Here is a 23,217-nt window from a genome sequence, read left to right on the forward strand (position 1 = left end):
TCTAGGCTTCAAGTGGTACGTACTTAACAACAAAAGAGACGGTGGACTTCTCCTTCGCCATCGATTTGCGCAGTGCTTTGTCCAGCATCTCAGCGAATTCAGGATTGTGGGTGAAGACCCATTCGAGTTGGCTGCCCGGTGCTTTTGCTTCCAACATTGCTAGCTGCTTGCGGGCCGTCGCGACCCAGTACTTCAACGCCGCTTGGGGCGCTAGGTTGCGGAGGTACTGTCCATTGAAGATTCCTTTGTGGATCAGGTCGTAGTTGCCTTTGATTTCTTGGAAGATCTCGATGGGTGGGCGTCCTCGCCACAGGTGGCCGTCGAAGGCGATCAACTTCTTTTCACCGCCGGCGCTGATGTAGTTCATGACATATTCCAGAAGGTTGCCTCTTGGCCCTGTGGACGTGACTCCTGTTGCGAAGATTTGGTCGGGCACACCATGGGAGTTTCGTGCGGCGGGTTCTTGCCAGGTGCCGGGGCCGCCGTCGGTGTCTCCGATGGTGGGTTGGAGGTCGGGGTGGCGGCCGGGGAGGGTGTGGTCGCCGAGGCGTTGGTCGTAGGTGCCGGGTGGTCCGGACGGCTTTGGGGCGGCGGTCGTGTGTGGGGCGTGTTCAGCTGCCTCGGATGGTGCCGCCGGTCTCGCTGATGGTACCGGCGGGGTGTGTTCGGCCGCCGCGGATGGTGCAACCGGTTTGGCTGATGGTTCCGGGTGGGTGTGTGAGCCGCCGGGTGGCTCCGGGTGGGTGTGCGGGGTGTCGGCCGTGTCGGGCGGGGCAGGGTTGAAGCGTTGGTTCAGGCGGGCCCTGTCGATGGAGCCGGGGTTGGGTCTGGTTTCGGGGGCGGGGGTGTTCCTGGCCTGGTTCTTGATGTCGTCGGTCCAGCGGCCATTGGACGGTGTCCGTGTTGTGGGGGTTGGGTCGGGTGTGGGGTTGGTGTGGTGTTCGTTGAGCCAGCGGGTGACCGGACCAGGCCCACCTGTTGGGGTTGACGGCGCTGTTGTTCCTGTGGGGACGCCTGCGGTGGCCGGGGAGGGGTTGGTGTAGTCCTCGATGGTTCTGCCTGCGGTGGTCAGGAATTCCTGGACGCGGGCGATACCAGCGTCGAGGTTCTTCGCCCACTCGGCGGCCGTTGCGGACCCGAGCACGGCGCTGGATTTAGTGGCCGTGGTCCCGAGCGCGGCAGCGGCTTCCTCCGGCACGGCCGTTCCCGCCGCACCCGCGCCGGCCTCGGTGATCGTCGTTGTTGTGGTGATTGTGGTGGGTAGGCCGCGGAGGCGATTGGTGAGGGCCGTGAGGCGGGCCTCGAGGGTGAGGCCGGCACCGGCGCCTCCGGTTGCTGCGGTGGCGAGGTCGAAGGTGGTTTGCCCGCCGGCACGCCAGTAATCGGTGGCCCATTCGTCGGCGTGCACGGTTTCCGTGATCGCGGCGGCTGCGGTCAGGAGCGCTTCGATATCGGCCTCGTCCATGTCCGTGAAGCCCCGGTCGATCACGGCTTTGGACCGGAACACCGCCGCACCCAAGGCCCCCACGCCTTGCCAGGCTTGGGCTTGCTGGGTTTTGTCTTTAGTTCCGAACAGCGTGTACAGGCCCTGGACCGCGCCGACGGCGGCGGTCCCGAAACCCTGCACCGCGGACAGGCGGCCCTCGTGCCGGATGGACACCGCCGGCCCCCAGGGCAGGTCAGGGACCGGGGCGTCGGTACCCAGCTGGTGTTGCAGCCAACTGAACCCGTTCGCGACCTGGTCCGTGGAAGCGAACACGCTGCTCCTCCGGGGAACCTGCACCGGGGTGTAGCCGGGCCCGTGGGTCAGGGCGGAGAGTTCGTTGGCGCATTGGGTGTCCGAGTCCAGGATCTGCTGGGCCAGCCAGGACGCGGAGGACATGAGCCGTTGGTGGGTGTCCACGATCTGGGCCTTAGTGTGCCAGTCGTCGTTGGCCAGGATCACCGCGTCCAGCGCCTGCACCTCAGCCCGTAAACCGGTGATGCGGCGCTTGAAGTCCCTGGCCCGGTCCGCGTACGCGTACAGGGCTCGGGCCGCGGCACCGGTCAGGTCCTTCACCCGGGCGGCTTTGGCCAGGGCCGGGGTGAACGCGCCGAGTACTTGTTCGGCTTCCGGGGTCCGGTAGAACGCCTGGAGACCGGCCCAGTTCCGGGCCGCGTCCTGGACCCCGTTATGAAACCCGACCGCGGCAGCGATCATCGACTGGACCTGGGCGTCCAACACCTCCGGATCAGGCAACGGCGGGAGCGCCTCCAGGTTGATCCCCGACCCACCACCGGACGGGACACACACCTGCGTGAAATCCCCACTCATTCACAAACTCCCGTCAAGCGAAAGACGACGGCGCAGCTCATGGCAGCTTCCACCGCGGACCGCCCCCGGTGCGCGGTTCGCTGAAGTGGCCCGGGTCAGGGAACGGCGACCCGCCCCCGGCATCGGAAGGCTGGGGACCGGCGTCCGGGAACGGCCACCCGGCACCGGCACTGGCGGGGTCGGTGCCTGGTTCGATGCCTTGCGCGGCCGCCAGGCCGGTGCCGAGGGCCGGGCCGGTGCCTGCTGCGATCAGGGCGCTCTTTTCCGCGATGGTGGCCATGGCCTGGTCGCCGGCCACGTAATGCCCCACCGCCTCCGTCGTCCCGGACAAGGCCGCGCCCGCGGAGAGCACGGCCCCGGTGAGGTCAGGGCTCAACCCGTCATCGGCGAACCCGCCCAACGCCTGCACCACCACCGTCGAGGGGACCGCACCTACGACCCCCTCCAGCGCGGCACCGAGGCTCTTGACCGGGGTCTGCAACCCTGTCACGGCCTTCGACGCCGCGGCCAGCACCTCGTGGGTGCCGGGCACGTCAATATCCCACACAGCCATCCAGAAAGAGGGGCCCGGGTTAGCCGATGCCTTGCACGGCGTTCCGTGCAGCCGCCACGGCAGTAGTGGCGGTGTCATCGGTTTGGGCGAGGGTGGAGCGGACCAGTGCGACGATGGACCGGACTTCGGAGGCGGCGGAGGTCCACCGGGCTTCGACTGCTTGGTATTCGGCGTCGACGCCGTCGGCGCGGAAGTCGGCCATGGCGTGGTTGACGTCCTGTTGCCGGGCGGTGATGAGGTTCTCCAGCTGCGCGGCCAAGGCCTGGATGTCGGACTGGACCTGGGCGGAGACGTTCGTGTCGTAGGCAATGCGGCTCATGGTGGGTTAGGCCCTTCCCTGGAAGCGTGCGGCGTCGAAGTTCGCCGATCCCTCCGAGCGGCGGGCCGTATCGGAGGCGGCGATGTCGCCTTGGGTGAAGGCGGTGTCCATCCCGGACTGGCCCTGCACGATCGCACCCAGTGCGGTGTTCAACTCCGAGGCGACCACATCGGAGCGGTTCTTGAAGGAGTCGAATGCGGCCTTGCCCGCGCCGCTGAACTTCCCTTCCAGCGGGGTCACGGCGTCCACGAACCGGCGCACCAACGCACCGAGATCCTGATGCGAAGCATCCGTTTGCTTACCCAGGGTGGCGAGTGTCTGCGCACCCATATCAAAAACAGCCATACAAAAGGCCCCCAATAGCCCTCGAAACCAACCCACCAACCAGTGGGTGCCCGCGACCGGAAATGGCCACGCAGCCGGGGACATTGTGAACACACAAAAACGGCACTAGGTGGCGAAAAAGGCTCTCCCTAGATCGAAACGAGGGAAATTAGGTGCTAGAAACACAAAATTAGGTGGTGCGAAAAATCATCTAGGTGGTCGTACAGGACCAACGCGACAGGCCTTGCCCTCGAAACGGCGGGATGAGTCACGGAAAGGCAGGCGAGGCACCTCGGATCGCGGGCTGTCACTTACGGCTAGGGTCGGTTTCATGGCGATGTCGAACAATGAGAAAAGAGACTCAGGGATTCTTGAGTCGGTGGCCGCAGGACCGGACGGACCCGTTCGGCTCCGATGGTATCGACCAATGCCCAGCCAGGCTCGGGTGCCCGTTCCCACACTTGTCTGGGCGCACGGAGGAGGCTTCTTCGCCGGCGGAATTGACCAGCCTGAAGCGCACGATGTAGCCCGGGCTCTTTCTGACAGAGGGGTTACCGTGGTCACGGTCGACTACCGCCTCGCACCGCCCCCCGGACTGAATTGGGCGTTCAAGGGACGAACTCGGTCAAGAGCACGCTTCCCGCTACCGATGGAAGACCTTCTGACCGCGCTTCAACACGTTGGCAGCCAGACAGAGGGAGGGTTGATTCTCGGCGGAGCAAGCGCCGGAGCCTGCTTGGCTGCCTCTACGGCGTTCCGTGCCGTCGAGATGGATCTGGACCTTAGAGGGGCCATCTTCGCGTACGGATTCTTCCACGCCGTACACCCTCGGGCGCCTGAGATCCAACGGCGAGTGCGCGGTCATCGCCGGCTAACGCACTCCCGATGGTTTCTGAATGCGCTGAACCGAAACTACGCAGGATCTGAACCGGCGCTGAGAGACCGTTTGGCTTTCCCAGGAGGGCACGATCTCTCCGGGTTACCGTCCGCCCTCATGATCAATGCAGACAATGACGTCATACGCGCTTCAGGCGACCAGTTCGCGGCCGAACTCAGAGATGCCCGGGTCGACGTGAAACACCACATTCTGCCTGGATCCCGTCACGCCTTCCTGAACCACCCCCGCCGCAACGACTTTGCAAAGGCCATCGATCTGATGGCTTCGTGGTCGTTGACTAGATGTGCACCACATTCTGCATCCGGATAGTTTCTCGGCGCGATCCTCTACGCAGGGTGGCCACGTGCGAAGTTCACCGCTTCTAGGTGGTGAGAGAACGCGATGAACGAGCGCAACCCGGCGGGTTTGAACCTGTCAGCAAGACCGGAGAAGCTAAGCCCTCAGAACCCGCGCTGCACTGCCCGGCTCGAACCACCCCGACAGTCGAGAACTCGCCGTGCCACACTGGGAGTACGGCGCCGACTGCTGCTCCACGGACTTTGCAAACACAAACAAGGTGTCTCCACAGTGGTCAAGGTCGGTCCGTTCTCGGACCAGAGCCGGAGGTGTCAGGCCACGCGGGCAGGCGACGACGGCGGGCCGTCGTCGTCTACACATTGAGGGGGAGCATGGAGCAACACTGGAGAGAGAAATTGGATGCCCAAGATCTGCCTGGTGCAGTTTCTGCCTATTACGCTGCAAACGGCAATCCCTACGACTTATTCCAGCTCACCGGAAACCCCGGGCTTCCCATTGATGTCATGTTTCACATCGCCGCTCACCGGGATTGGGCTGAGGCCTCGGGCCTGTTGACCAACTACTCCGTGCCCACCGAAGTCCTGGAATTCCTCGCCGATCGATTCCCCGACGCGGACGCGGACATCAACCATCACCCCAACGCCTCGCTTGCTCGAAAGATGAGACTCATCGCACGAGATGCTACTGGTTCGTCCCTGCACTCGTTCTTCGCAGCTACCAAAGCCGACGAGGCTGTACAAGCAAAGTTTCATGCACTCCTGGACGAATCGACCGCAGGGGCCACCATCGCTCAGATTTGGCACAAGATCCGCCCGGAAGGATCAGCTCCGGGGGTTTGAACTGTCGTGCCTCCAGACCTACGCCGTGCACTGAACGCCCGGTGCGCCTCGTCGGCGCGGGTGTCGCGCGCGTCATGGTGGAGCTTTCAGATTGACCTCACCCGCCCGCACACACGGCGGCCCGCACTTGTCCGCGATGCGCCGCCAACGCCGGTAGACCTAGTGGATTTCGTCCTGAGGGGACACGAGCTCGTTGGAGCGGAGGCCATCGACGACGGCGGCCGCGGACGGGGCGCCAGCAGCGTCTTCCGCTTTGAACAGGGCCCTTGGGTGTCTACCTGTACAGGATTGAGCGGACTTAGGCAAACGGCTATGCAATCCGGCTCACCCGCCATTGGTAGTGGTGCTGGGAGGGTCGCATGCTTCGTGAACGAGGTAGGTTGGGGGCTGTATGTGCATCTACGCTGCGTCGCATCGCAGCCTCTTGGGGGACAGCTTGGTACGAATCAGATCCGACGGTGGGTTGATTGATGGGGCGACTGCGTATCAAATCACGAAGTGGCGTTATAGGGCCACCACCTTTATGGCTGTGGTGGGCTTGACCTGTCTCGCGCTGATGAAGGCCGGCATCCCACAATCGTGGTTCACAAACTCCTTGGTTGGTCTTTTTGCTTCATCAAGTCTTCTCTTGATTGTGGTGGTGAATTGGGCAGAGTCCCGCGTGAGGGCCGAGAAGAAGGCCAGCTACACGACCTTGCGTTTAGGCGATAAGCAACTCATGCAGCGAGACCCTTACATGGGCAGAGTTATCCGGCTCGCCGGTGGGGAGTATGTAGACCGGCGACGGTTTGCTGAGATTCTGGCGGCGACGAAGGCGGATGCGTTGAGGCTGAGCGGAGAGCAGTAGCGATATACCCATGAACCTCCTCCGAGGCCACGACGTTTCACTCCTAAACGTCACCGTTCAGGTGTTGGCGCGCTGGCGACCACCGACGTCGTGATGGCTGTCCATGCGATTGCGGTGCCGGGTGGGACGTCTCCGAAACCGTCCAGGGTGATGACCCGTTCGCCGATGAATTGGCCGGTCACTGAGTCGACGATCATGTCGTGGCGGCTGTTGTTGCGTTCGTCGATTCGTCCAATGGCGGTTCCCGTTCTTCCATTTAGATTGGTTTGGCTATCGACGAGCGTGACGCCTGGAATGAGCGCTGCTGCGCGGTAGAGCGCAGCGCGAAGGTCGGCCGGCACAGTTCCGCTGCGCAGGTGGTCTGAGATCCAGACGAAGGCTTGATTATCGGAAGAATCAGCGCGCTCCTCGGATTTGCTGCGGATGACATCCAAGAGCTCGCCGGGGTCGCGCGGGAGGGCAGCAAGTTCGTCGTCGGACAAAATAGCGGCCACTCTTTGGACTAGACCGTGCTCCGTGCGCGATTTCGGGGTTCCGGCTTCGAGTTCTCGGATGGCGGCTTCCGTGTCATTGCCAAAGAAGGTGAACAATTGGGTGGGCTCGGAGCTCATGATCCACAGATTGTTCCGATCCTCGGGTACGTAGAGCTGGCGGTTCTGAGTCTCAAGCCAGTAGAGCCGACCCGAACCTCCGTCACCTTGATCCAAGGCGACGGCTCTGGTGTCGACTCTGAGGTACTCACCGGGCAGCGGCTTGGGATCGGAAATGGTGACAGTTCGTTGGGCGGCAGTATTGAGTGCCTCGGATGCTTCGGCCGTGGCGGGAGGGCGCCACAGGAGGTTGACTGCGTCAGTGGCCACGAGGGCGCTAGCTACTAAGGCTGCGGCGGCCGCTACAAGGACTGTCCGTCGAATAATCGGCTTGGTCCGAGTGCTCCGGGGAAGAATCGTTGGGGGCCCGGTAAGAACTGGGCTGCCTAGCTCGGTTGCTATGGCGAGGGATCGAACCCGACTTCCGTGAAGGTCGTCGTCAGAAGTCTGTGCTGCTGGGTCGACGGCCACGAGAAGTTCTTGGGTCAGATCGTTTGGATTATTGGTTTTCATGCCTTTGTTCCTTCTGCACCACTGTTAGTGCCGCTGCGAATGATTTGCGAGCTCTGGAGAGCCGCATTCTGACTGCTGCCGAACTTATGCTGAGAAATTGCCCGATCTCCTTGGACGCGAAACCATCCCAATAGGTCAGACGCAAGACTTCCTGGTCCTCTGGATTCAGTTGATGCAATGCCTCGAGTACAGCGGAGTCGCTCGGTGAAGGCTCGTCGTACCGCTCGTGCGCCAACACCGCGAGGAGATCGTCGGAGCGATTCAGTGATCGAGCATGATTTCGCAACACGTTCCTCGCCACGCCGAAGAGGAACATGACGTTGAGGTTGGGATCGTCCGCAGACTTCTCCCACGTAATTCTGAAAACGTCGGCGCACAAATCCTCCGCCGTTGCCGCGTTGGGCGTTCTTCGGCGAAAGTAGCGGTAGATGCGGTCGTGTCCGGCCTCGTGTAGATCGAGGAAGCGCTTGTACCGCGCCGTCGCACGGTCATCTCCGGCGGACTTTCTTAGGCTCATACCTGGTTAGTGTGTGCACGGGGTGGGATTGCAACGGTGGAACGGGATTTTGTGCCCGAATCTCGCGCACATTCCCATGGCGGGGTAATAGGGGATCAAAATCGTCGCCAACCCGGAAAAATCACAAGCTTTTGTTAGAGTCCGTCCATGACAACGGAACTCTGCGAGATCGCTGCAAAACTAACTGACGTATGCCGCTCGATCTTTGACGACGAGTCTCAATGGATTGAGGCCGATGGCTACCCGGACAGTCTCGCGCTGTGCATCATTGATTCGATTTTCTCTACCGGATCGCATTACACGAGTGTTGTGAACGTCGTTACTGCATATAGGGCGATGCGCCGTGCGCAGGGCGGCGATCCCAATAGCGACGGCGTTCAAGAATTATTGGCCTCGTTCGAAGCCGTTGAGGGCAGCGCCGGTTGGGCGGAAGCCGTCAACAACCGTAAACCGTCGCACACTGGCCGCGGCGCACTTTTGAAGGCCGAAGTCGTCCGACGCGCAGCGCTTGCGCTGGCTTCGCTTGAGGGCGGTCCAATAGAGACGGCCGCGGACGTACGAGAAGAATTCCTTCGGGATTCAGAACTGAAGCGGCTAAAGAAGGCTTGGCTTCGCCTACCGAGCCAGTCCTCGGGAGTCACATTCAATTACTTCTTGATTCTCGTGGGGCTTCAATCAGTGAAGCCTGACCGTATGGTCATTCGATTCATTGAGCAGCACGCCGGCTTGGAAGGCAAAGGCTTCACGCCGAAGGAGGCCGCGAGCTTGATCAGTCAGGTCGCCGAGCTGTATCCCACCCAGGCGCGAAAGCTGGATCACGTGATTTGGCGGCACGTCTCGGGACGGGACGTTTTTCGTGCTGCTGAGCTGACCTAGAAGTCTTTCCGGGGTTGTGACGGTCGAGATCGTGATTACGCCCGCAGACCGGTAGGTGCGGAGCATGCGCAGGTAGCCGGAGGCGACCGCCGGCTCGGCCCTCGTGCGACCGAGCCCCACGTCGTAGCCGCCTTCCGGCGCCTCCAGTTCCACGACCTGCATGACCTGCGAAGCGAGGGCGTCCGACACACTGTGTGGGTCCTCACCAGGAGGCTAGGCGACGTGCTGCAACATTCGTCCGGAAATCCTGTATGACGAGTTGCAGTGGGTTGTAGTGTCGTCGCATAGATCAGGGCGACAAAGGGGTCCACAAATGGTCCACGCAGAGAACGGAACGCTTGCCGGCGTTCTGGAAGGCAAGAAGCAGTACCAAGTTCCGCTCTACCAGCGCGTCTACTCATGGGGAAAAAAGCAACTGGAGCAGATGTGGTCGGACGTTATCGAGCTAGAGCGCTCGATTGCACGCGACCCCAAATCGTCTCATTTCATTGGCTCATTGGTACTTGCCAGCAGCCCTGATTTTGGCGCAATCGGCGTCAATAAATTCCTGGTCGTTGACGGCCAACAACGCTTGACCACACTGACCCTCTTGCTGGCAGCACTTAGGGACCATCTAGTGGATACGGGTGATCATGAAGGGGCACATGGGATCGACGCACAGTACCTGATCAACGTCTTCGATAGAGGCAAACCCCTTAAGGTCCTGCCTACCCAGGCTGACCGAGAGTCGTATATGGCCGTGCTGAACCGCGCGCCCCAGGCTGGTGGTGAGGATGCGATCGGTGAGGCATATCGGTACTTCCGTTCCAGGATTGCGGCCGCAGACGATCCTGATGATCCTCACGACTTGGAGTTGCTTGAAGCCGCTGTTGTAGGGGGCTTGGCACTCGTTGTAGTCACCGCTGAGCCGTCGGACAACGCTCATCGGATCTTTGAATCACTAAACAACACTGGGTTGCGGTTGACTCAGAGCGATCTACTGAAAAACTACCTCTTCATGAGGCTTGGTGATCGAGCCGAGGCGGTCTACGACAACATCTGGCTGCCTTTAGAGCGCAGTCTGGACTCTGAGAGCCTTGAGCTGCTGTTTTGGCTCGACCTTGCACAGCGCGATGAGCGCGCAAAGCAGTCGGATACATACATCGGACAACAGAAACGATTAGAGGCCCTCGAGACGGTCGAGGACATAGAAGCAGAGGTAATCCGGTTCGCTGAACTCGGCGAAGTGCTCGCCACTATTCTCGAACCAAAGAGAGAAAGCAATCGAGAGATACGTGCCCGTTTGACGAGAATCAAGGCCTGGGGGTCGACTACGGCGTACCCAATAGTGATGCAGATATTGTCTAGCCGGGCGTCCGGCCTCGCGGGTGACGACGAAGCTGTTCGCGCGCTGACGTACTTGGAGTCGTACTTCGTCCGGCGTGTAGTCATAGGTAGGGCGACGGCGAACCTGAATCGAACACTTTTACAGGCCGTTGGGGCCATCAATGGCTCGGATCGGATCGATCTTGCATTACGGGAGTTTCTCTCCAGGGGCCGGAAATACTTCGCAACTGACCAGCAGATTCGTGAGGCTGCTTTGGCGGTTCCCTTCTATTGGCAGGGGAGGGGTCCGCAGAAGAAGCTAATTTTGCAGTGGTTGGAGGAGGCCTATCGCCCGAAGGAGATTATCGAGCTTGATCCTGCACGCTTGACGATCGAGCACGTTTTGCCGCAAACCCTTTCAGAGCCCGTTCGGGAGGCGTTTGCGTTGGGGTTGGACCCGGATGCCAATGTCGACTATGAACATGAGCGCATCGTGCACACAATTGGCAATCTCACCTTGAGCGGGTACAACAGCGAACTGAGCAATAGGCCCTTCGCAGAGAAGCGCAGAATGCTTGAGGCGAGTGGTCTGGCCATGAACCGAAGGATCGCTGTGGAAGGCGCGTGGGGTGTCCGGCAGATAGAGCAGCGCGGCTCAGAATTGGCCGAAAAGATAGTAGAACTGTGGCCGGGTCCCGACGAAAGCGCTGCGCCAAGTGAGCCTGAACCCTCGCAGCTTCGAAGCCAAATCGCAGCCATACTCGCTGAGATCCCAGCAGGGCGGTGGACTTCCTATGGTGACGTGGCCATCGTGGCGGGCACGTGGGCTCAGCCGCTCGCCGCAATTATTGCAAGGTCTCCGCTTGTGAACGCTTGGCGTGTACTTCAAGCTGGGGGAACCATTTCGTCAGGATTCCGATGGAGCGAACCCAATCGCGTCGACGATCCTCGCGATGTCCTTGCAGACGAGGGCCTCCGATTTGACGCAGAAGGTCACGCAGATCCGGATCAGTTCATCGGCGCAGAGGAACTCGCCGAGGCTGCTGGACTCGATGTAGATCCCGAGGTCATCGCCGTCCGTCGCGCAAGGCGGAAGGGCGGCGGGAACAATGGCAACGGTGGCTCTCTAGGCGATGCCAAGCTTGCGTTCTTCGAACGAGTGCGCGATTACGGCAGAGCCAACGCCACGAGCATTGGATCATGGCGCCAGCCGCGACCTCATTACGAGTATGAAGTTGCTGTTGGGGATTCCCGTGGGGTGGTTTCACTTCAGGTCCAAACCCAGAAGCGGACAGTAACCGCGCTTTTCTGGATTCATGATGATAAGGACCTCTATTCAAGGCTGCATGAGCGGCGGGTGGAAATTGAAATTGAGCTCGGTTTTACCTTGGAGTGGGACGAAAACCCGAGCCGCAAGGCAACCAAACTCGTTGCGAGTCGCCCTGGGAACATTCTCGATGAACAGGAAGTACCGGACCTCGTTGAGTGGCTCGTGAGAACTGCAGACGCGTTTGCCAGAGTCCTTCCTAAGTACTTTTAGGCTGCCGCTTCAAGGCACCCGCATCAGAGCATCGGTCGAGACTCTGTTCTGGCCGGTGACACTGCTTAACGGACAAGAAGCTGGCCGAAGCAGCGACGGGAGTGTTGTCAGCGCTGGTCGATAAGTGAGCCATTTCGTGGCCGTCACAATGGCTCACTTTTCGACTGTTACCGAAAAGTGTGTTTCGCTTCGTCCATGGCTCGGAAGTAACCGCACTGGTGTGGCCGTACGACGTGGATAGGGCTCTGTACGTAGCCGGGAGCCCCGATGCAGGGGTTACCACGTGTAGGGAGGTTACATGCAGGAGCCGCAGCCGAAGTCGTCTCCTATCGTTTGAGGCTCAGCCGACCTGTTGCTTGGGCCAATAGGTAAAGGAGCTAATGTCCCCACGCTTCTTGGGAGGCGTTCGATGGCCATACCTTCCGATTACCTCCTCGTACAATTGCCCGCTCAGCACGGGATCCACGCTGAATCCGCGTCGACCCGTGTCCGTGTCCAACTTCCAGCTGTCGGGTCGGATTTGGAAGAGACCACGAGTGACACCGCGATGAACAGCTACGACGTGTCTGATTTGGAATCTCTCAACGGTCTTTGGATCAATACGCCACCACGCCCTCACTGAATCACCGAGTTCAGGGGCGATGAGCGCTTTGTTGGCCGCACTCAGCCACTCAGTCCGGAAGCCGTAGCCGGCTCGCGTTCCACCACCAGGCAACGGCTCCTCTAGGTCTACCCATGGCTTTAATGTGATGAGAAGAAGTGGAGGAGTCTGAGCCTGGAGTTGAGGCGCTCCGAATTCGGTCACAATGTTAGCCAGGGTTTCAATTCCGTGGCCCTTCGATGATTCTCGCCGCTCATTGGTCAGCTGGTCAGCGTTGGCCAAAGGGTGGGTCCCGCGGGCTGTCTCAACCACGAACGTGGACAAAAGGTCTATGGCCGCTGCTTCCACCTGAGTGTACTCAGAGCCCATGCCGTACCGCAGAATCCAGACGTCAGGCTCGTACCCAGCCTCGCGAATTTCTCGGATAGTTCTGATCTTGCGGGAGTGCTCAGCGGGTGATTCGTCCTGGGCGGAGGAAAGGGCTTCAGCTTCCAGACCGTGATCGGCCACGCGCGTCCGTGAGCCTTTGCCGACATAGAAGGGGACAGACGTCCTTGGGTCCAAGAGCATGTATACGTAATTGCCTAAGTGCTCGGCAACCTGCTTCAAGACCTTCGGGTCGATCTTCATGCTTCTCCGTGTCTATCTTGGTTGGGGTGAGTACGGAATTCTCAAGCGAGTCAATTCAACTGAGTGCACTCAAAATGCGTTCCCGGTTCTGTTCGAATGCCGCTCGACCGTTTCCCTCTGGTGCTGGGATGCGGATGAGAGGAGGGTGTCCCATCGCTGGCGCGGCGAGATCCCGAAGAGCGTCGTAGTAGGCGCGTTGGCGCTGTCTGCCGCCATTGCCGAAGGCAGGAGCAGTTTTAGTTTGTCGGTATTTGTCAGCTGACGATGAGTATCGCCTGCAGTGCCACAGATAGGCTTCCACATCAAAGCCCAGCGGGGATTCAACGGGGTAGAAGCTAAATGTTTGCAGCCGAAAGCTGGTGAAGTGCTGCATCTCGTCCACTTCGATTAGGGTCCCGGTGTCCTCATGGATGAAGTCACCGGGAAGCGGGGTAGTCCGTTTCGCGGACTGTTCAGCGGCGTTACCTCCGAGCATGGCAAATATTTGCTCCAACGGAAGGGCAATAGCTGAAGCCGTTTGCGGCAGGTCAAAGTGGCCCCGCTGGTTCAACCACGGTCTCTTATATCGGACCAGCTTGATGCCGTGCTTAAGTGCGGTTTCAGCAAACGATTTTTCACAATCCCCAACAGCCATGGGCTCATCATAAGGGGTTGACAGCCAGAAGATGTCGATGTCTCTGGGCAGAGGGAAACGGAGCTTTGTTGATTATCGCTTCCACACCATAACCTGGCGCAGTGAATACATTTGATGGGGGACTCGGGCGCGGACCGCTCCCTGAGGGTCTATACGAATTGCTACACACGACGAGCGTTGAATCGAGGCTCACCATAGTGCCCAGACTCGAGGCCGTGGTGAGCGAAGTCGATCAGCAAGACGGCCCTGAAGTGCTCTCTCGTCACGTGGCAGAAGTCGTCAGAAGTGCACTCAAAGACGTGAAGCCTGAAAACCGCGTGGCACTAGCCAATAGGCTCTTGTCTCAAGTGCAGACAGATAACCAGATCACGCCCGGCCCCCAACAATTGTTGTCATTGCACCGGCCTGACGCGCTGAAGCGGCGCCAACTGCGACGACCCACAACAAAGCTCAGTGATTCCGCTTTGCTCACAAATGGTAAAGACGACCCCAATCTCGCAGCGGAACTCCGAACGGAAATCGAATCCGCAAACACCGTCGACCTGCTTTGTGCTTTCGTGAGATGGACGGGCCTGAGGCTGCTTGAGCCTGCCCTTGAACAGTTGAACGAGCGTGGTGTTAAGTTCAGGGTCATCACCACCACCTACATGGGCGCCACCGAACGCCGGGCCATCGACGAACTCGTCAGGCGCTATGGCGCCGAAGTGAAGATCAGCTACGAAACCCAGGCCACCCGGCTTCACGCCAAGGCTTGGCTCTTCAGGCGCCACACGGGGTTTGATACGGCTTATGTGGGTAGCTCGAATCTTAGCCAGGCAGCGCTCTTAGACGGGTTGGAGTGGAACGTCCGTCTGAGCTCCGTCGCAACACCGGACCTGCTCAAGAAGTTCGAAGTCACCTTCGACAGTTACTGGGAGCAGAAGGCCTTTCAGCCCTACGACCCAGATCGCGACGGCGACAAGCTCGACGCGGCACTGGAACGCAACGGCGGGAAGCGAACGGCCGCTCCGAATACCATCACCGGGCTCGAGGTCGTGCCATTCCTTCACCAAGAAGAAATGCTCGAAGACCTCGAAGCAGAAAGGTCAAAAGGGTTCAACAAGAATCTTCTGGTGGCAGCGACGGGTACGGGCAAAACGGTCATTGCCGCCCTCGACTACAAGCGCCTTTGCGAAGCAGCGGGAAGGCCGTTGTCCCTGCTCTTTGTGGCCCACAGGCAAGAGATCTTGAAACAGTCACTAGGCACCTACCGCAACGTCATGCAGGACGGCGCTTTTGGTGAACTCTACGTCGGCGATCACAAACCCCAGCAATGGACACAAGTCTTCGCGTCAGTGCAGTCGTTAGCCTCTCTCGGGGTCCAAAGTTTCAAACCAGACCAGTTCGACGTCGTTGTCATCGATGAGTTCCACCATGCGTTGGCTCCTACCTACCGCCAACTGCTTGAGCACCTGAAACCTCAGCAGCTTATCGGGCTAACCGCAACGCCAGAGCGTGGCGACGGCGGCAACGTCGCCAAGGAATTCTTTGAGGGAAGAACGGCCAGTGAACTCCGTCTCTGGGACGCATTGGACGCCGACCTCCTGGTCCCATTCCACTACTTCGGGGTCTCGGATGACGTGGACCTGACCCAGCTCGACTGGAAACGCAACGGGGGTTACGACATCGCTCAACTGGATCGGCTGTACACGGGCAACGACGCCCGCGCAGCGAAGGTGATCCGCGAGCTTCGGGACAAAGTAGTTGGCACTGAACACATGCGGGCGATTGGGTTTTGCGTGTCCGTTCAGCACGCCCATTACATGGCCGGGGTGTTTAACGACGCCGGGATACGCTCGATTGCGGTTGACGGCGGTACGGACGAGGTTGCGCGTGCAGACGCTCTGAACCAGCTGCGTAACCGCGAGATCAACTGCATTTTCGCCGTCGATATTTTCAACGAGGGTCTGGATATTCCCGAGGTGGATACCATCCTCATGCTGAGGCCTACTCAGAGCGCCACGATCTTCTTGCAGCAGTTGGGCCGTGGCTTGCGTCGTGCGGACGACAAGGCCGTACTCACGGTCCTGGACTTCATCGGCCAACAGCGGCGTGAGTTCCGTTTCGATCTGCGTTACAGGGCTCTTACTGGATATAGACGTAAACAGCTCGAAAAGGCCGTAGAGGAAGAATTCCCGTACCTTCCCTCGGGATCCCAGATCATGCTGGATCGTGTTGCACAGAAAGTAGTGCTGGACAACATCAAGGCCCAGCTCCGCTTCAATCGGAATCAATTGGTCAGCGACGCTGCGTCCTATGGGGAAATCGAACTCGCCGCGTACTTGCGGGAGTCTGGCAACGACTTGAAGACGATTTACCGCTCCACCCGTGACTCCTGGACGGGATACCTCCGCCAAGCTCAACTCATTGACGGGTTTTCTCCCCTTGAATCGGTTCTCAAAGGTATCCATCACGATCGATCCAGTGCTGAGGAGAAGAAGCTCCTAGGACGGATGGCAGCCCTTATACACGTTGACGATCCGGAACGGGCCGAGGCGTATTCCATGCTCGTTGGTGCGGATGCGCCCCGCTACGACGATCTAGGCGCCCGAGAGCAGACGTTCGCAAGGATGCTCTTCTACACACTTTGGGACGACGGCGGAGGTTTCAAGACGTACGACGACGGGCTGGATCACCTTCGTGCCTACGGGTTCGTGTGCAGTGAGATCCGGCAAATCGTTAGTTTGGGAGTTGCATCCTCCAAGCACTTGGCCAAGGGTCTCGGTGCCGGCCTCCAACACATTCCGCTGTTGTCGCACGCGACTTACCGCCGAGAGGAAGTACTCGCTGCGCTTCAGTACGGCTCGCTGGAGCAGGGGAAGAACGTGCAGCATCGGGAAGGTGTCGCATGGTGCCCAGCGACGGCAACGGACGCATTCTTCGTTACGTTGAATAAGGACGATCGAAAGCACTCCGCAACGACGATGTACAAGGATTACGCCTTAAGCCCCGAGCTCTTCCACTGGGAGTCGCAGAATGCCACCTCGCCGACGAGCCCAACCGGCAAGCGGTACTTGGACCGGCGAGCCTATGGGTCGCATGTCGTCCTGTTCACGCGTGACACCGCGGAGGATGAGAATCGCCTGACTGTTCCGTATACCTGCCTTGGTCAAGTCGACTACGTCGAGCACAGAGGCGAGAAGCCGATCGCGATTACATGGAGACTCCAACGTCCGATGCCTTCAGACACGTACGCATCTGCGGCCGCTGCCATGTCCAGATAATCCTTCAGTTCAGGGTGGGGCCGGAGAGTCGGTTAGAGTAATCAGTCGTACTGGCATAGCGACAGCAGAGAGGCGGATGCATGGAGCGTCCTGCAGCATCGGACTCAGTTCTGGCACTCAGAGTCAAACAATGGCTCAACGAATGGGACGATTTGCCATTCAATGATGAATTGCGGCAGTCTCGACCCAAAGAGCATTTCTACGTATTCTCCATGCCCGCCTCGAAACTGAGGTCACTGGCCGGTATCTATCGAAGGTCAACGGAGGGGACGAACCCCAGGGCCACTGATTATGGTATTCAGCGTCGTCATGATCCGGAACGAAGCGATGAGATTAGGCGCTACGTTAAAGGTGGCTATCCCTGGTCGGCACTGAGTGCAACCAAAAGAAACGATCCGGACAGTGCCAAGCTCCGGAAGCCGGGATGGCTCCCCACCGCTGTAGTTGTCAACATTCTGCAACCTGGAGACCGGCGCGAGGGGGAAGAGATCTCTTTCGCCGACGTGATCACCATAGAAGACGCCCAAGATGGCGCTACGGCAACAATCAAGCTACCGGGTTCAGGAACTCCAAGCAGCGTTCCTCCTCTAGAAGTAATAGATGGACAACACCGTCTCTTCGCATTTGAGGAGGACGACGGTGATGCTGATGAGTACGATCTTCCGGTCGTTGCTTTCCATGGATTAGACATCTCCTGGCAGGCTTATCTGTTCTGGACAATCAACATTAAGCCCAAGAAGATCAACCCGTCGCTCGCGTTTGATTTGTACCCGCTACTGCGTGAGCAGGAATGGCTGGAAGAGGGAGAAGCTCTGCACGTCTACAAGGAGAGCCGTGCTCAAGAGCTGACGGAGATACTCTGGTCGACGCCGAGCAGTCCTTGGTTCCGCCGGATCAACATGCTAGGTGGGAACCGGAAAGAGAATGGACCCGTCACACAGGCAGCATTTATTAAGACTCTTACCATGACCATGGTGAAACCCTGGAAATCCCCCAGAATGGTAACAGGAGGGCTTTTTGGAGGGAGTCCAACTTCAGACGAAGGGCTTTCGTGGTCGAGGTTGCAACAGGGCGCTTTCCTGGTAGGTGCGTGGACTCTTCTTGCGCAAGCGATCGCTGGATCAGAAAATGACTGGCTGCGGGCGATTCGTAACTCTGATGCGCAGCTAGAGTTGAATGTCAAGTCTCAGACGCTGGATCCGGGTTTTTCTGGACCGTACACGCTCCTTTCTACTGATCAGGGAGTGCGGGGATATCTGCAAATCGCTAATGATATGTGCTTTGTGAAACACAGGGATCTCGAGCTCGCCGAATGGCGTGAACCACTTGATGGCGGCAACGTCACTCCTGAGGCCGTTGAAGAGACGTTGCAGTCGCTGACTCACGAGCCGGTGTATACGTTTCTCCGGGAACTGTCTACGGCTCTCGCATCTTTCGACTGGCGTACTAGTGCCTTCCCCGGGCTGTCTGAGGAGGAGCGTCAATTGCGGGCCGCCTATAGGGGCAGCGGCGGCTATAAGGAGTTGAGAAAACAACTCGTACGGCACCTTCAAAAGTCAGCTAATCCTGATATTGCCAAAGTGGCTGCAAGCTTGGTTATCTGATATGACAGATCCTTTGGGGAGCGACGGACGACAGGTCTTGGAGAGGGCAAGTCGTAGTCAAGTCATCGCATCGGTCGGGCGCATCCAGGTTTCTTCCAACGGTGATTGGCTCCCGCCAACTAATGTCTATGCAGCCAATGCCGGTGAACGTATCCGTCAGGACAACAGGAGTGTTCCCGAAAGTACTGAAGTTCAGTTTGCCGACTATCTTGCGTCTAGTGCTTTTATTCATAGCGGGGATGCCTGGAGTTACTTCGGTGGAGCTATAAACTCTCTGATGCGGGGGGATGTCTCGACATCTGTCCATCTTGCCTATTATGCAGAACTTCGTGCAGCAATATCTTTACTGGCCAGTGAGGGAATCGTCATTGGTAATGGTGCTAACTTTGTTTTAGATCAAAATGGACATGTCATTCAGGTTACACGGGCGGGGACGCACGACGCTGCTTGGCAGTATCTAGAGGCCTGGAATCAAGGCGACCGGTCGGCGGAACTATTGGGAGAAGTTCTTCGTCCCGGAAATATTCCTCTTTTGACCTGGGCTGATGAGATGCCCTCTGGAGGAATAAGACCTGTAATCGTTTCCCTTCTGGATCAAATGAAGTTTGATCTTCAGCATTTTGCCGAGGATAGGACTCGAAGGAACGCAGCCAGCTATCATCCGACACGACTGCGTGTCGATGATTTTTCAGCAGCGGATTCATGTCGTTTAGTATCTGAGCTCTGGGGGTTGGTTGAACCAGACGGTCAGGGTTCTTTTCGTGTCATGGATGACGAAATTCTTTTTACTTTGTTAGTAAAAAGCTATGTCGGGACCACTGGTAACAAGGCACACGGAGACGCATGGATGAAGTGGCTGGAAGCTTCGATGCCCAGTTCGCAGTTAGGTGGAGCCCTCCACAGCAGACTCAAAGGTGGCGAACATAACGAAGGTGCTTCTCTTCTCGGGGCTCTGTTCCATGGGAACACCGTTTCGGGACTCCCCTCCGAATATGTGGCGAGCATGATGGTGCGGACTTTGGTCTTGATGCGATTCGCAACCGGTTCAGCCAACCTGTTGCTAAGAGAATCCGGCCTCAAACGAGCGCAAATCAGTCCCTGGTTAGAAGCCCTCGCCGAATCGAGAGGTCTTTGGGCGCCAGGAGAGAATCCGGCGGATGTAAGCGATTTATGGATAGATGCTCAGGAAGCTTTGGACTCTTTGGTGACAATTCCTAAAGATAACACGCACACATTGCTGAAGGCCGCCAATGCTGAACTCCTGACGTTAGGGCAGGCAGAACGAGTATTGGTATGGAGTTGTTAGTTTCGCAGATGTGTTGCCCAGCTCATTCCGAAAAGGATTATACGTGAAATACATGGGCGGCAAAGCTGCTCTGCTTCGTGGTGAATTAGGCGAGATCGTCCTGCGCGAGGCGGTTACTGCCGAACGTTTTGTGGACCTTTTTTCGGGGTCCGGCTCTGTCAGTCACTTTGTGGCCGAAAGCCTAGAAGTGCCAGTTCTCAGTGTTGATCTGCAGCACTATGCCGCTGTCCTGGCTGAGTCCGTCACTGGGAGGACCGCGCCAACTTCGGATGCATGGGTAAAGGGCGATTGGGTGAACCAAGCGCGTAAGGCAGTATCAGATGATCAGGCGTACCTGAGCCTTGAGTGTGATGTAGAGCAGTTAGAGAAAGGTTCTGTAGAAAGGTCTAGAGAGAAGTGTGTTCAGGTGCGGCCTGACCTTTTCATTACCAAGCACTATGGTGGCCATTACTTCTCGCCTCAGCAAGCATTCGAATTAGATTGGCTTTATCGAACGCTCCCTCAGGGTGGGCAAGATCGAATACTCGCTCTTGCAGCGCTTATTCAGACGGCAAGTTCTGGGGCGGCGGCACCCGGGCATACTGCTCAACCCTTTCAACCAACCAGTAACTTGCTTCCTTATATTCGAAAGGCTTGGTCGCGCGACATACTCGCGGAGTGCCAGGTCAATTTGAGTAATTTAGCAAGTCGTCATGCAAGAGTGAAAGGACGTGTACTTACGCAGAGCGCAGAGTCCGTTGCGAGCAACCTAGGCTCTGGTGATTTGGTTTTTTGTGATCCTCCCTATTCCGCGGTGCAGTACAGTCGTTTTTATCATGTTCTAGAGGGCATATCTAAAGGGGGGTGGCCCGCCGTTTTTGGTGCAGGAAGATCGCCGGATAAGCCTCTTCGAAAATCGTCTTCTTTTAGTCTCAAGAGTGAGTCTTCTAGCGCAATGAAAGCATTATTGAAAGTTCTGCGGGAGGCCGAATGTCGGGTTATTGTGACTTTTCCGGATGCGGCAGCTAGTAACGGACTAAGTGGTGATGATATCGTAGCCATGTCGCTTCATGAATGGTCGTCTAGCGTTACGTATGTGACGTCAACGCATAGCACGCTTGGAGGGTCTAGTGCGGTCGGGGGGCGCGGTGGCAGGAGGCAGCTGAAGGAAGCTGTCATCTATTTGGAGCCCCGCTGAATACGACACCTCAATTGGCCGATGATTAGAAATTGCATCTGAACCCAGCATGGTTTAATTGGCCTAATGGCGCGCGCAGCAGCCGCGCTTCGGCTGGTACGCGTCAATTTGAAGACGATATTTGATGATTGGGATGCTCAAATTTGAGTGCCTGTCATTTCCTCAACCGGGTCTTGGCATGCGCTGGTCGAAGCCTCGCTCGTTTGCTGTGGTGCGTTTTTTGAGGACGTCGCTGAAGGTGCTCTCGCCGTCGTCGATTGTTTCCAGGCGGCCGTCCAGTGCATGTCGCGTTGCCGAGTTCGCGGAGGTGGATGTCGTGGCCGCCGTCTGTGCCGGAAAGTAGCGGGTTGCACGCCATGCGGGCGGCGGGGGAGGGGAGCGCCTCGCGGGTGAGGGCGTTGACGCCGTAGTCGGGTCCGTGTTTGCTGGTTTCGAGGAGCCAGTAGAGGATGTCCTGGCCGCGGTGTCGGCGGGGCGCTTTGGGACAGGTGGAGACGGTGAACTGGTATAGCCCTGTGTCCGAGTATTCGCTGATGTGCGAATCCTGTGACGGAACGCGGTCACGGGGCCGAATCCACTACCGAGGTTTTGACGGACGTCCACCCAGTAACGGTGCCCGCTGGGATCAGTGCGTTTCCTGTCACATTCACTGCGAGTAATCCGATAAAGAGCCCGGTTTCTGGGTCCAAGATGATGTCTGTCCGCAAACCGTCTTCCGTCCATCCAACGGCCACGCCCGTGCGACCATCCAAGGTTGTTTGCTGAGCGGTGACCGTGGCCCCTGGGACAAGGGCGGCTGCCCGGTAGAGGGCAGCCCGCCATTCTGCGGGGACAGTCCCTGATATCAGCTGGTCGGCGATGAAGCTCCAGACACTGCTGTCAGTGCCCTTGATTTTGGCCCGAATCCAGTCCACCAACGCAGCTGGTTCCCGAGGAATACTGGACTCTTCTGCAGGGGTTAGATTGCCAAACGACACTCCGTTTCCACCCGTCATGAATTGACCGCCCAATCCGCGCAACTGACGCGCCGGCTCGGGGTTCTGAAGACCGCGGGACGAGTAGTATTCATCGACCATCTGCTTCGTGGTGGAACCGATAAATTCAGTCGGTTGAACAGGGCCGATGTCAAGAATCCATTCATCTTGCCGATCGTAAGGGACGAACAGTTGGGACTCCGAGCGTGCTTTCCAGGCCAGGCTTTCGGTGCCCATCACCGTCAAACTATTGATGTCGAGTCTTAGGTACTGTTTCGGACCCACTAGTGGATCAGTGACTGCGATGGCTGAGTCAGCCGCGCGGTTCAGGAGCTCGGCCGCTTGCGCAGCCGGCGCTGTACTTCCTGTCGTATTCAAGACGTCGGCGGTCGTGAGGACACCTGCTGCAACTGATGCGGCGGCCGCAATGAGGATGATTCTTCGAGTAGCAGAAACCTTGCTCGAGCTTCGCTGTGTTTGGGCACTGGTAGGAACGTTCTCGCCGGGATCATTTCTGCGCTGCCAACTCCGCTCAGGATGACCTGTTCGACGCACTTGCTCCACAAGCATTGTCCGGACTGCATCCCTGGTGTCCTTTGGATAAACGGCTTCAGATAGTTTCATGTCAGTCTCGTTTCAGCGATCTTCGGTTCCAGCGATTCGATGGATTGCATAGGCAGACTTGTGGCAGCCAACTTTGCGCGGGCCCGATGAAGTCTCGACTTGACCGTGCCGATTCGGACCCCAAGGCTTGCGGCCGCAGCCGCCTGGCTTAAGCCGTTCAGTAAACAAAGGACTACGGCGTCCCGCTCACCGTCATTCAGCCCTGCGGTCGTGTCCAGTAGTTCGCGAACGGACCGTTCGGCGTCGAGTCGTGTCGCGACCGCTTCCGCGTGGTCTGCATCGTGTTCACCGTGTCTCGGATCTGAGTGCGGCAGCCTTGCGAGGAAAACAGCGTGTCGTTTTGCTGCCCTGACGCGGTTTCTGTTGGCGTTTGTTGCGACTCCCAACAGCCAGGGCAAAACGCTGTCTCGTTCGAGCCGGAGTCTCTTCCGTTTTCGCCATGCCTCAAGGAAGGTCATAGAAACAAGTTCTTCTGCATCATGCCAAGATCCACATCGGCTCAGGCAGTACCTGAAAACGGAATCGGCGTGCCTGTCGAACAAGACACCAAACGCCTCAGCGTTTCCCGCGATGCATTTGGCCCACAAGTCTTCGTCGGATTCCCCGGTTTGCTTCATGCTTTGTAGTGTCCGCGGGCTCGAGAAAAGTTCCCGGACAGTCAGAGATTTTTGG

19 protein-coding genes are annotated in these 23,217 nt (G+C 58.4%); 9 read left to right on the forward strand and 10 right to left on the reverse strand.

From position 1 onward, the window contains the following. Position 1: 1 nt before the first annotated feature. Genes ACH488_RS14690 through ACH488_RS14705 form a run of 4 tightly spaced genes read right to left on the reverse strand, consistent with a single transcriptional unit; the run spans position 2 to position 3,531 of the window. A complete protein-coding gene (locus tag ACH488_RS14690) occupies positions 2–2,314 on the reverse strand; it encodes a hypothetical protein (protein ID WP_397325291.1) in 2,313 nt (770 codons plus the stop codon). Between the two features lie 37 nt (positions 2,315–2,351). After that, positions 2,352–2,867 carry a DUF6507 family protein gene (locus tag ACH488_RS14695; protein WP_397325292.1) on the reverse strand — a complete coding sequence of 172 codons (516 nt, stop codon included), beginning with the start codon at positions 2,865–2,867 and terminating at the stop codon, positions 2,352–2,354. Between the two features lie 19 nt (positions 2,868–2,886). Next, positions 2,887–3,186: a pore-forming ESAT-6 family protein gene (locus ACH488_RS14700; protein ID WP_397325293.1), complete on the reverse strand. Its 300-nt coding sequence runs from the start codon at positions 3,184–3,186 to the stop codon at positions 2,887–2,889. A gap of 6 nt (positions 3,187–3,192) precedes the next feature. Then, entirely contained in the window at positions 3,193–3,531 is a 339-nt protein-coding gene (locus tag ACH488_RS14705; protein WP_397325294.1) for a hypothetical protein, read from the reverse strand. A 406-nt stretch (positions 3,532–3,937) separates the two neighbouring features. On the opposite strand from ACH488_RS14705, the gene ACH488_RS14710 reads away from it, so the two are divergent. The 3 genes from ACH488_RS14710 (at position 3,938) to ACH488_RS14720 (ending at position 6,391) form a co-directional block, all read left to right on the forward strand. Further along, on the forward strand, positions 3,938–4,717 hold the full coding sequence (locus tag ACH488_RS14710) for an alpha/beta hydrolase (RefSeq protein WP_397325295.1): 780 nt from the start codon (positions 3,938–3,940) through the stop codon (positions 4,715–4,717). A gap of 359 nt (positions 4,718–5,076) precedes the next feature. After that, positions 5,077–5,544: a hypothetical protein gene (locus ACH488_RS14715; protein ID WP_397325296.1), complete on the forward strand. Its 468-nt coding sequence runs from the start codon at positions 5,077–5,079 to the stop codon at positions 5,542–5,544. A gap of 391 nt (positions 5,545–5,935) precedes the next feature. Further along, positions 5,936–6,391, forward strand: coding sequence for a hypothetical protein (locus ACH488_RS14720; protein ID WP_397325297.1), 456 nt, complete (start codon positions 5,936–5,938; stop codon positions 6,389–6,391). A gap of 50 nt (positions 6,392–6,441) precedes the next feature. Here the strand turns inward: ACH488_RS14720 and ACH488_RS14725 are convergent, their stop codons facing one another. Together ACH488_RS14725 and ACH488_RS14730 are read right to left on the reverse strand one after the other, a co-directional pair. Next, positions 6,442–7,494 (reverse strand): CU044_5270 family protein, encoded by a 1,053-nt coding sequence (locus ACH488_RS14725; RefSeq protein WP_397325298.1) that lies wholly within the window; start codon positions 7,492–7,494, stop codon positions 6,442–6,444. Continuing rightward, positions 7,481–8,011, reverse strand: a complete 531-nt coding sequence (locus tag ACH488_RS14730; RefSeq protein ID WP_397325299.1) for an RNA polymerase sigma factor — start codon at positions 8,009–8,011, stop codon at positions 7,481–7,483. Before ACH488_RS14730 ends, ACH488_RS14725 begins: the two co-directional genes overlap by 14 nt. Positions 8,012–8,158: 147 nt before the next feature. Here ACH488_RS14730 and ACH488_RS14735 point away from each other — a divergent pair, with 147 nt between their 5' ends. Further along, positions 8,159–8,887 (forward strand): hypothetical protein, encoded by a 729-nt coding sequence (locus ACH488_RS14735; RefSeq protein ID WP_397325300.1) that lies wholly within the window; start codon positions 8,159–8,161, stop codon positions 8,885–8,887. Positions 8,888–9,200: 313 nt separating this feature from the next. Next, positions 9,201–11,732, forward strand: a complete 2,532-nt coding sequence (locus ACH488_RS14740) for a DUF4268 domain-containing protein (RefSeq protein WP_397325301.1) — start codon at positions 9,201–9,203, stop codon at positions 11,730–11,732. 340 nt (positions 11,733–12,072) lie between these two features. Here ACH488_RS14740 and ACH488_RS14745 read toward each other — a convergent pair whose 3' ends face one another. Together ACH488_RS14745 and ACH488_RS14750 are read right to left on the reverse strand one after the other, a co-directional pair. Then, positions 12,073–12,963, reverse strand: coding sequence for an LEM-3-like GIY-YIG domain-containing protein (locus ACH488_RS14745; RefSeq protein WP_397325302.1), 891 nt, complete (start codon positions 12,961–12,963; stop codon positions 12,073–12,075). 55 nt (positions 12,964–13,018) lie between these two features. Continuing rightward, positions 13,019–13,597, reverse strand: coding sequence for a hypothetical protein (locus tag ACH488_RS14750; protein ID WP_397325304.1), 579 nt, complete (start codon positions 13,595–13,597; stop codon positions 13,019–13,021). A gap of 197 nt (positions 13,598–13,794) precedes the next feature. Between ACH488_RS14750 and ACH488_RS14755 the strand changes: the two genes are divergently transcribed. The 4 genes from ACH488_RS14755 to ACH488_RS14770 all read left to right on the forward strand — a co-directional run bounded on the left by ACH488_RS14755 (position 13,795) and on the right by ACH488_RS14770 (position 20,947). After that, positions 13,795–16,860, forward strand: a complete 3,066-nt coding sequence (locus ACH488_RS14755) for a DUF3427 domain-containing protein (RefSeq protein ID WP_397325305.1) — start codon at positions 13,795–13,797, stop codon at positions 16,858–16,860. Positions 16,861–16,940: 80 nt separating this feature from the next. Then, on the forward strand, positions 16,941–18,464 hold the full coding sequence (locus tag ACH488_RS14760) for a DGQHR domain-containing protein (protein ID WP_397325306.1): 1,524 nt from the start codon (positions 16,941–16,943) through the stop codon (positions 18,462–18,464). Between the two features lies 1 nt (position 18,465). Further along, positions 18,466–19,770 (forward strand): hypothetical protein, encoded by a 1,305-nt coding sequence (locus ACH488_RS14765; protein ID WP_397325307.1) that lies wholly within the window; start codon positions 18,466–18,468, stop codon positions 19,768–19,770. Between the two features lie 52 nt (positions 19,771–19,822). Further along, positions 19,823–20,947, forward strand: a complete 1,125-nt coding sequence (locus ACH488_RS14770; protein ID WP_397325378.1) for a DNA adenine methylase — start codon at positions 19,823–19,825, stop codon at positions 20,945–20,947. Between the two features lie 560 nt (positions 20,948–21,507). Here ACH488_RS14770 and ACH488_RS14775 read toward each other — a convergent pair. After that, positions 21,508–22,545 (reverse strand): CU044_5270 family protein, encoded by a 1,038-nt coding sequence (locus ACH488_RS14775; protein WP_397325308.1) that lies wholly within the window; start codon positions 22,543–22,545, stop codon positions 21,508–21,510. Next, positions 22,542–23,162, reverse strand: coding sequence for an RNA polymerase sigma factor (locus tag ACH488_RS14780; protein WP_397325309.1), 621 nt, complete (start codon positions 23,160–23,162; stop codon positions 22,542–22,544). The genes ACH488_RS14775 and ACH488_RS14780 overlap by 4 nt, the downstream gene beginning before the upstream one ends. Between the last annotated feature and the right edge of the window lie 55 nt (positions 23,163–23,217).

It is taken from the genome of Paenarthrobacter sp. NPDC018779 (assembly GCF_044391085.1).
In the GTDB taxonomy this organism is placed as follows: Bacteria; Actinomycetota; Actinomycetes; order Actinomycetales; family Micrococcaceae; genus Arthrobacter.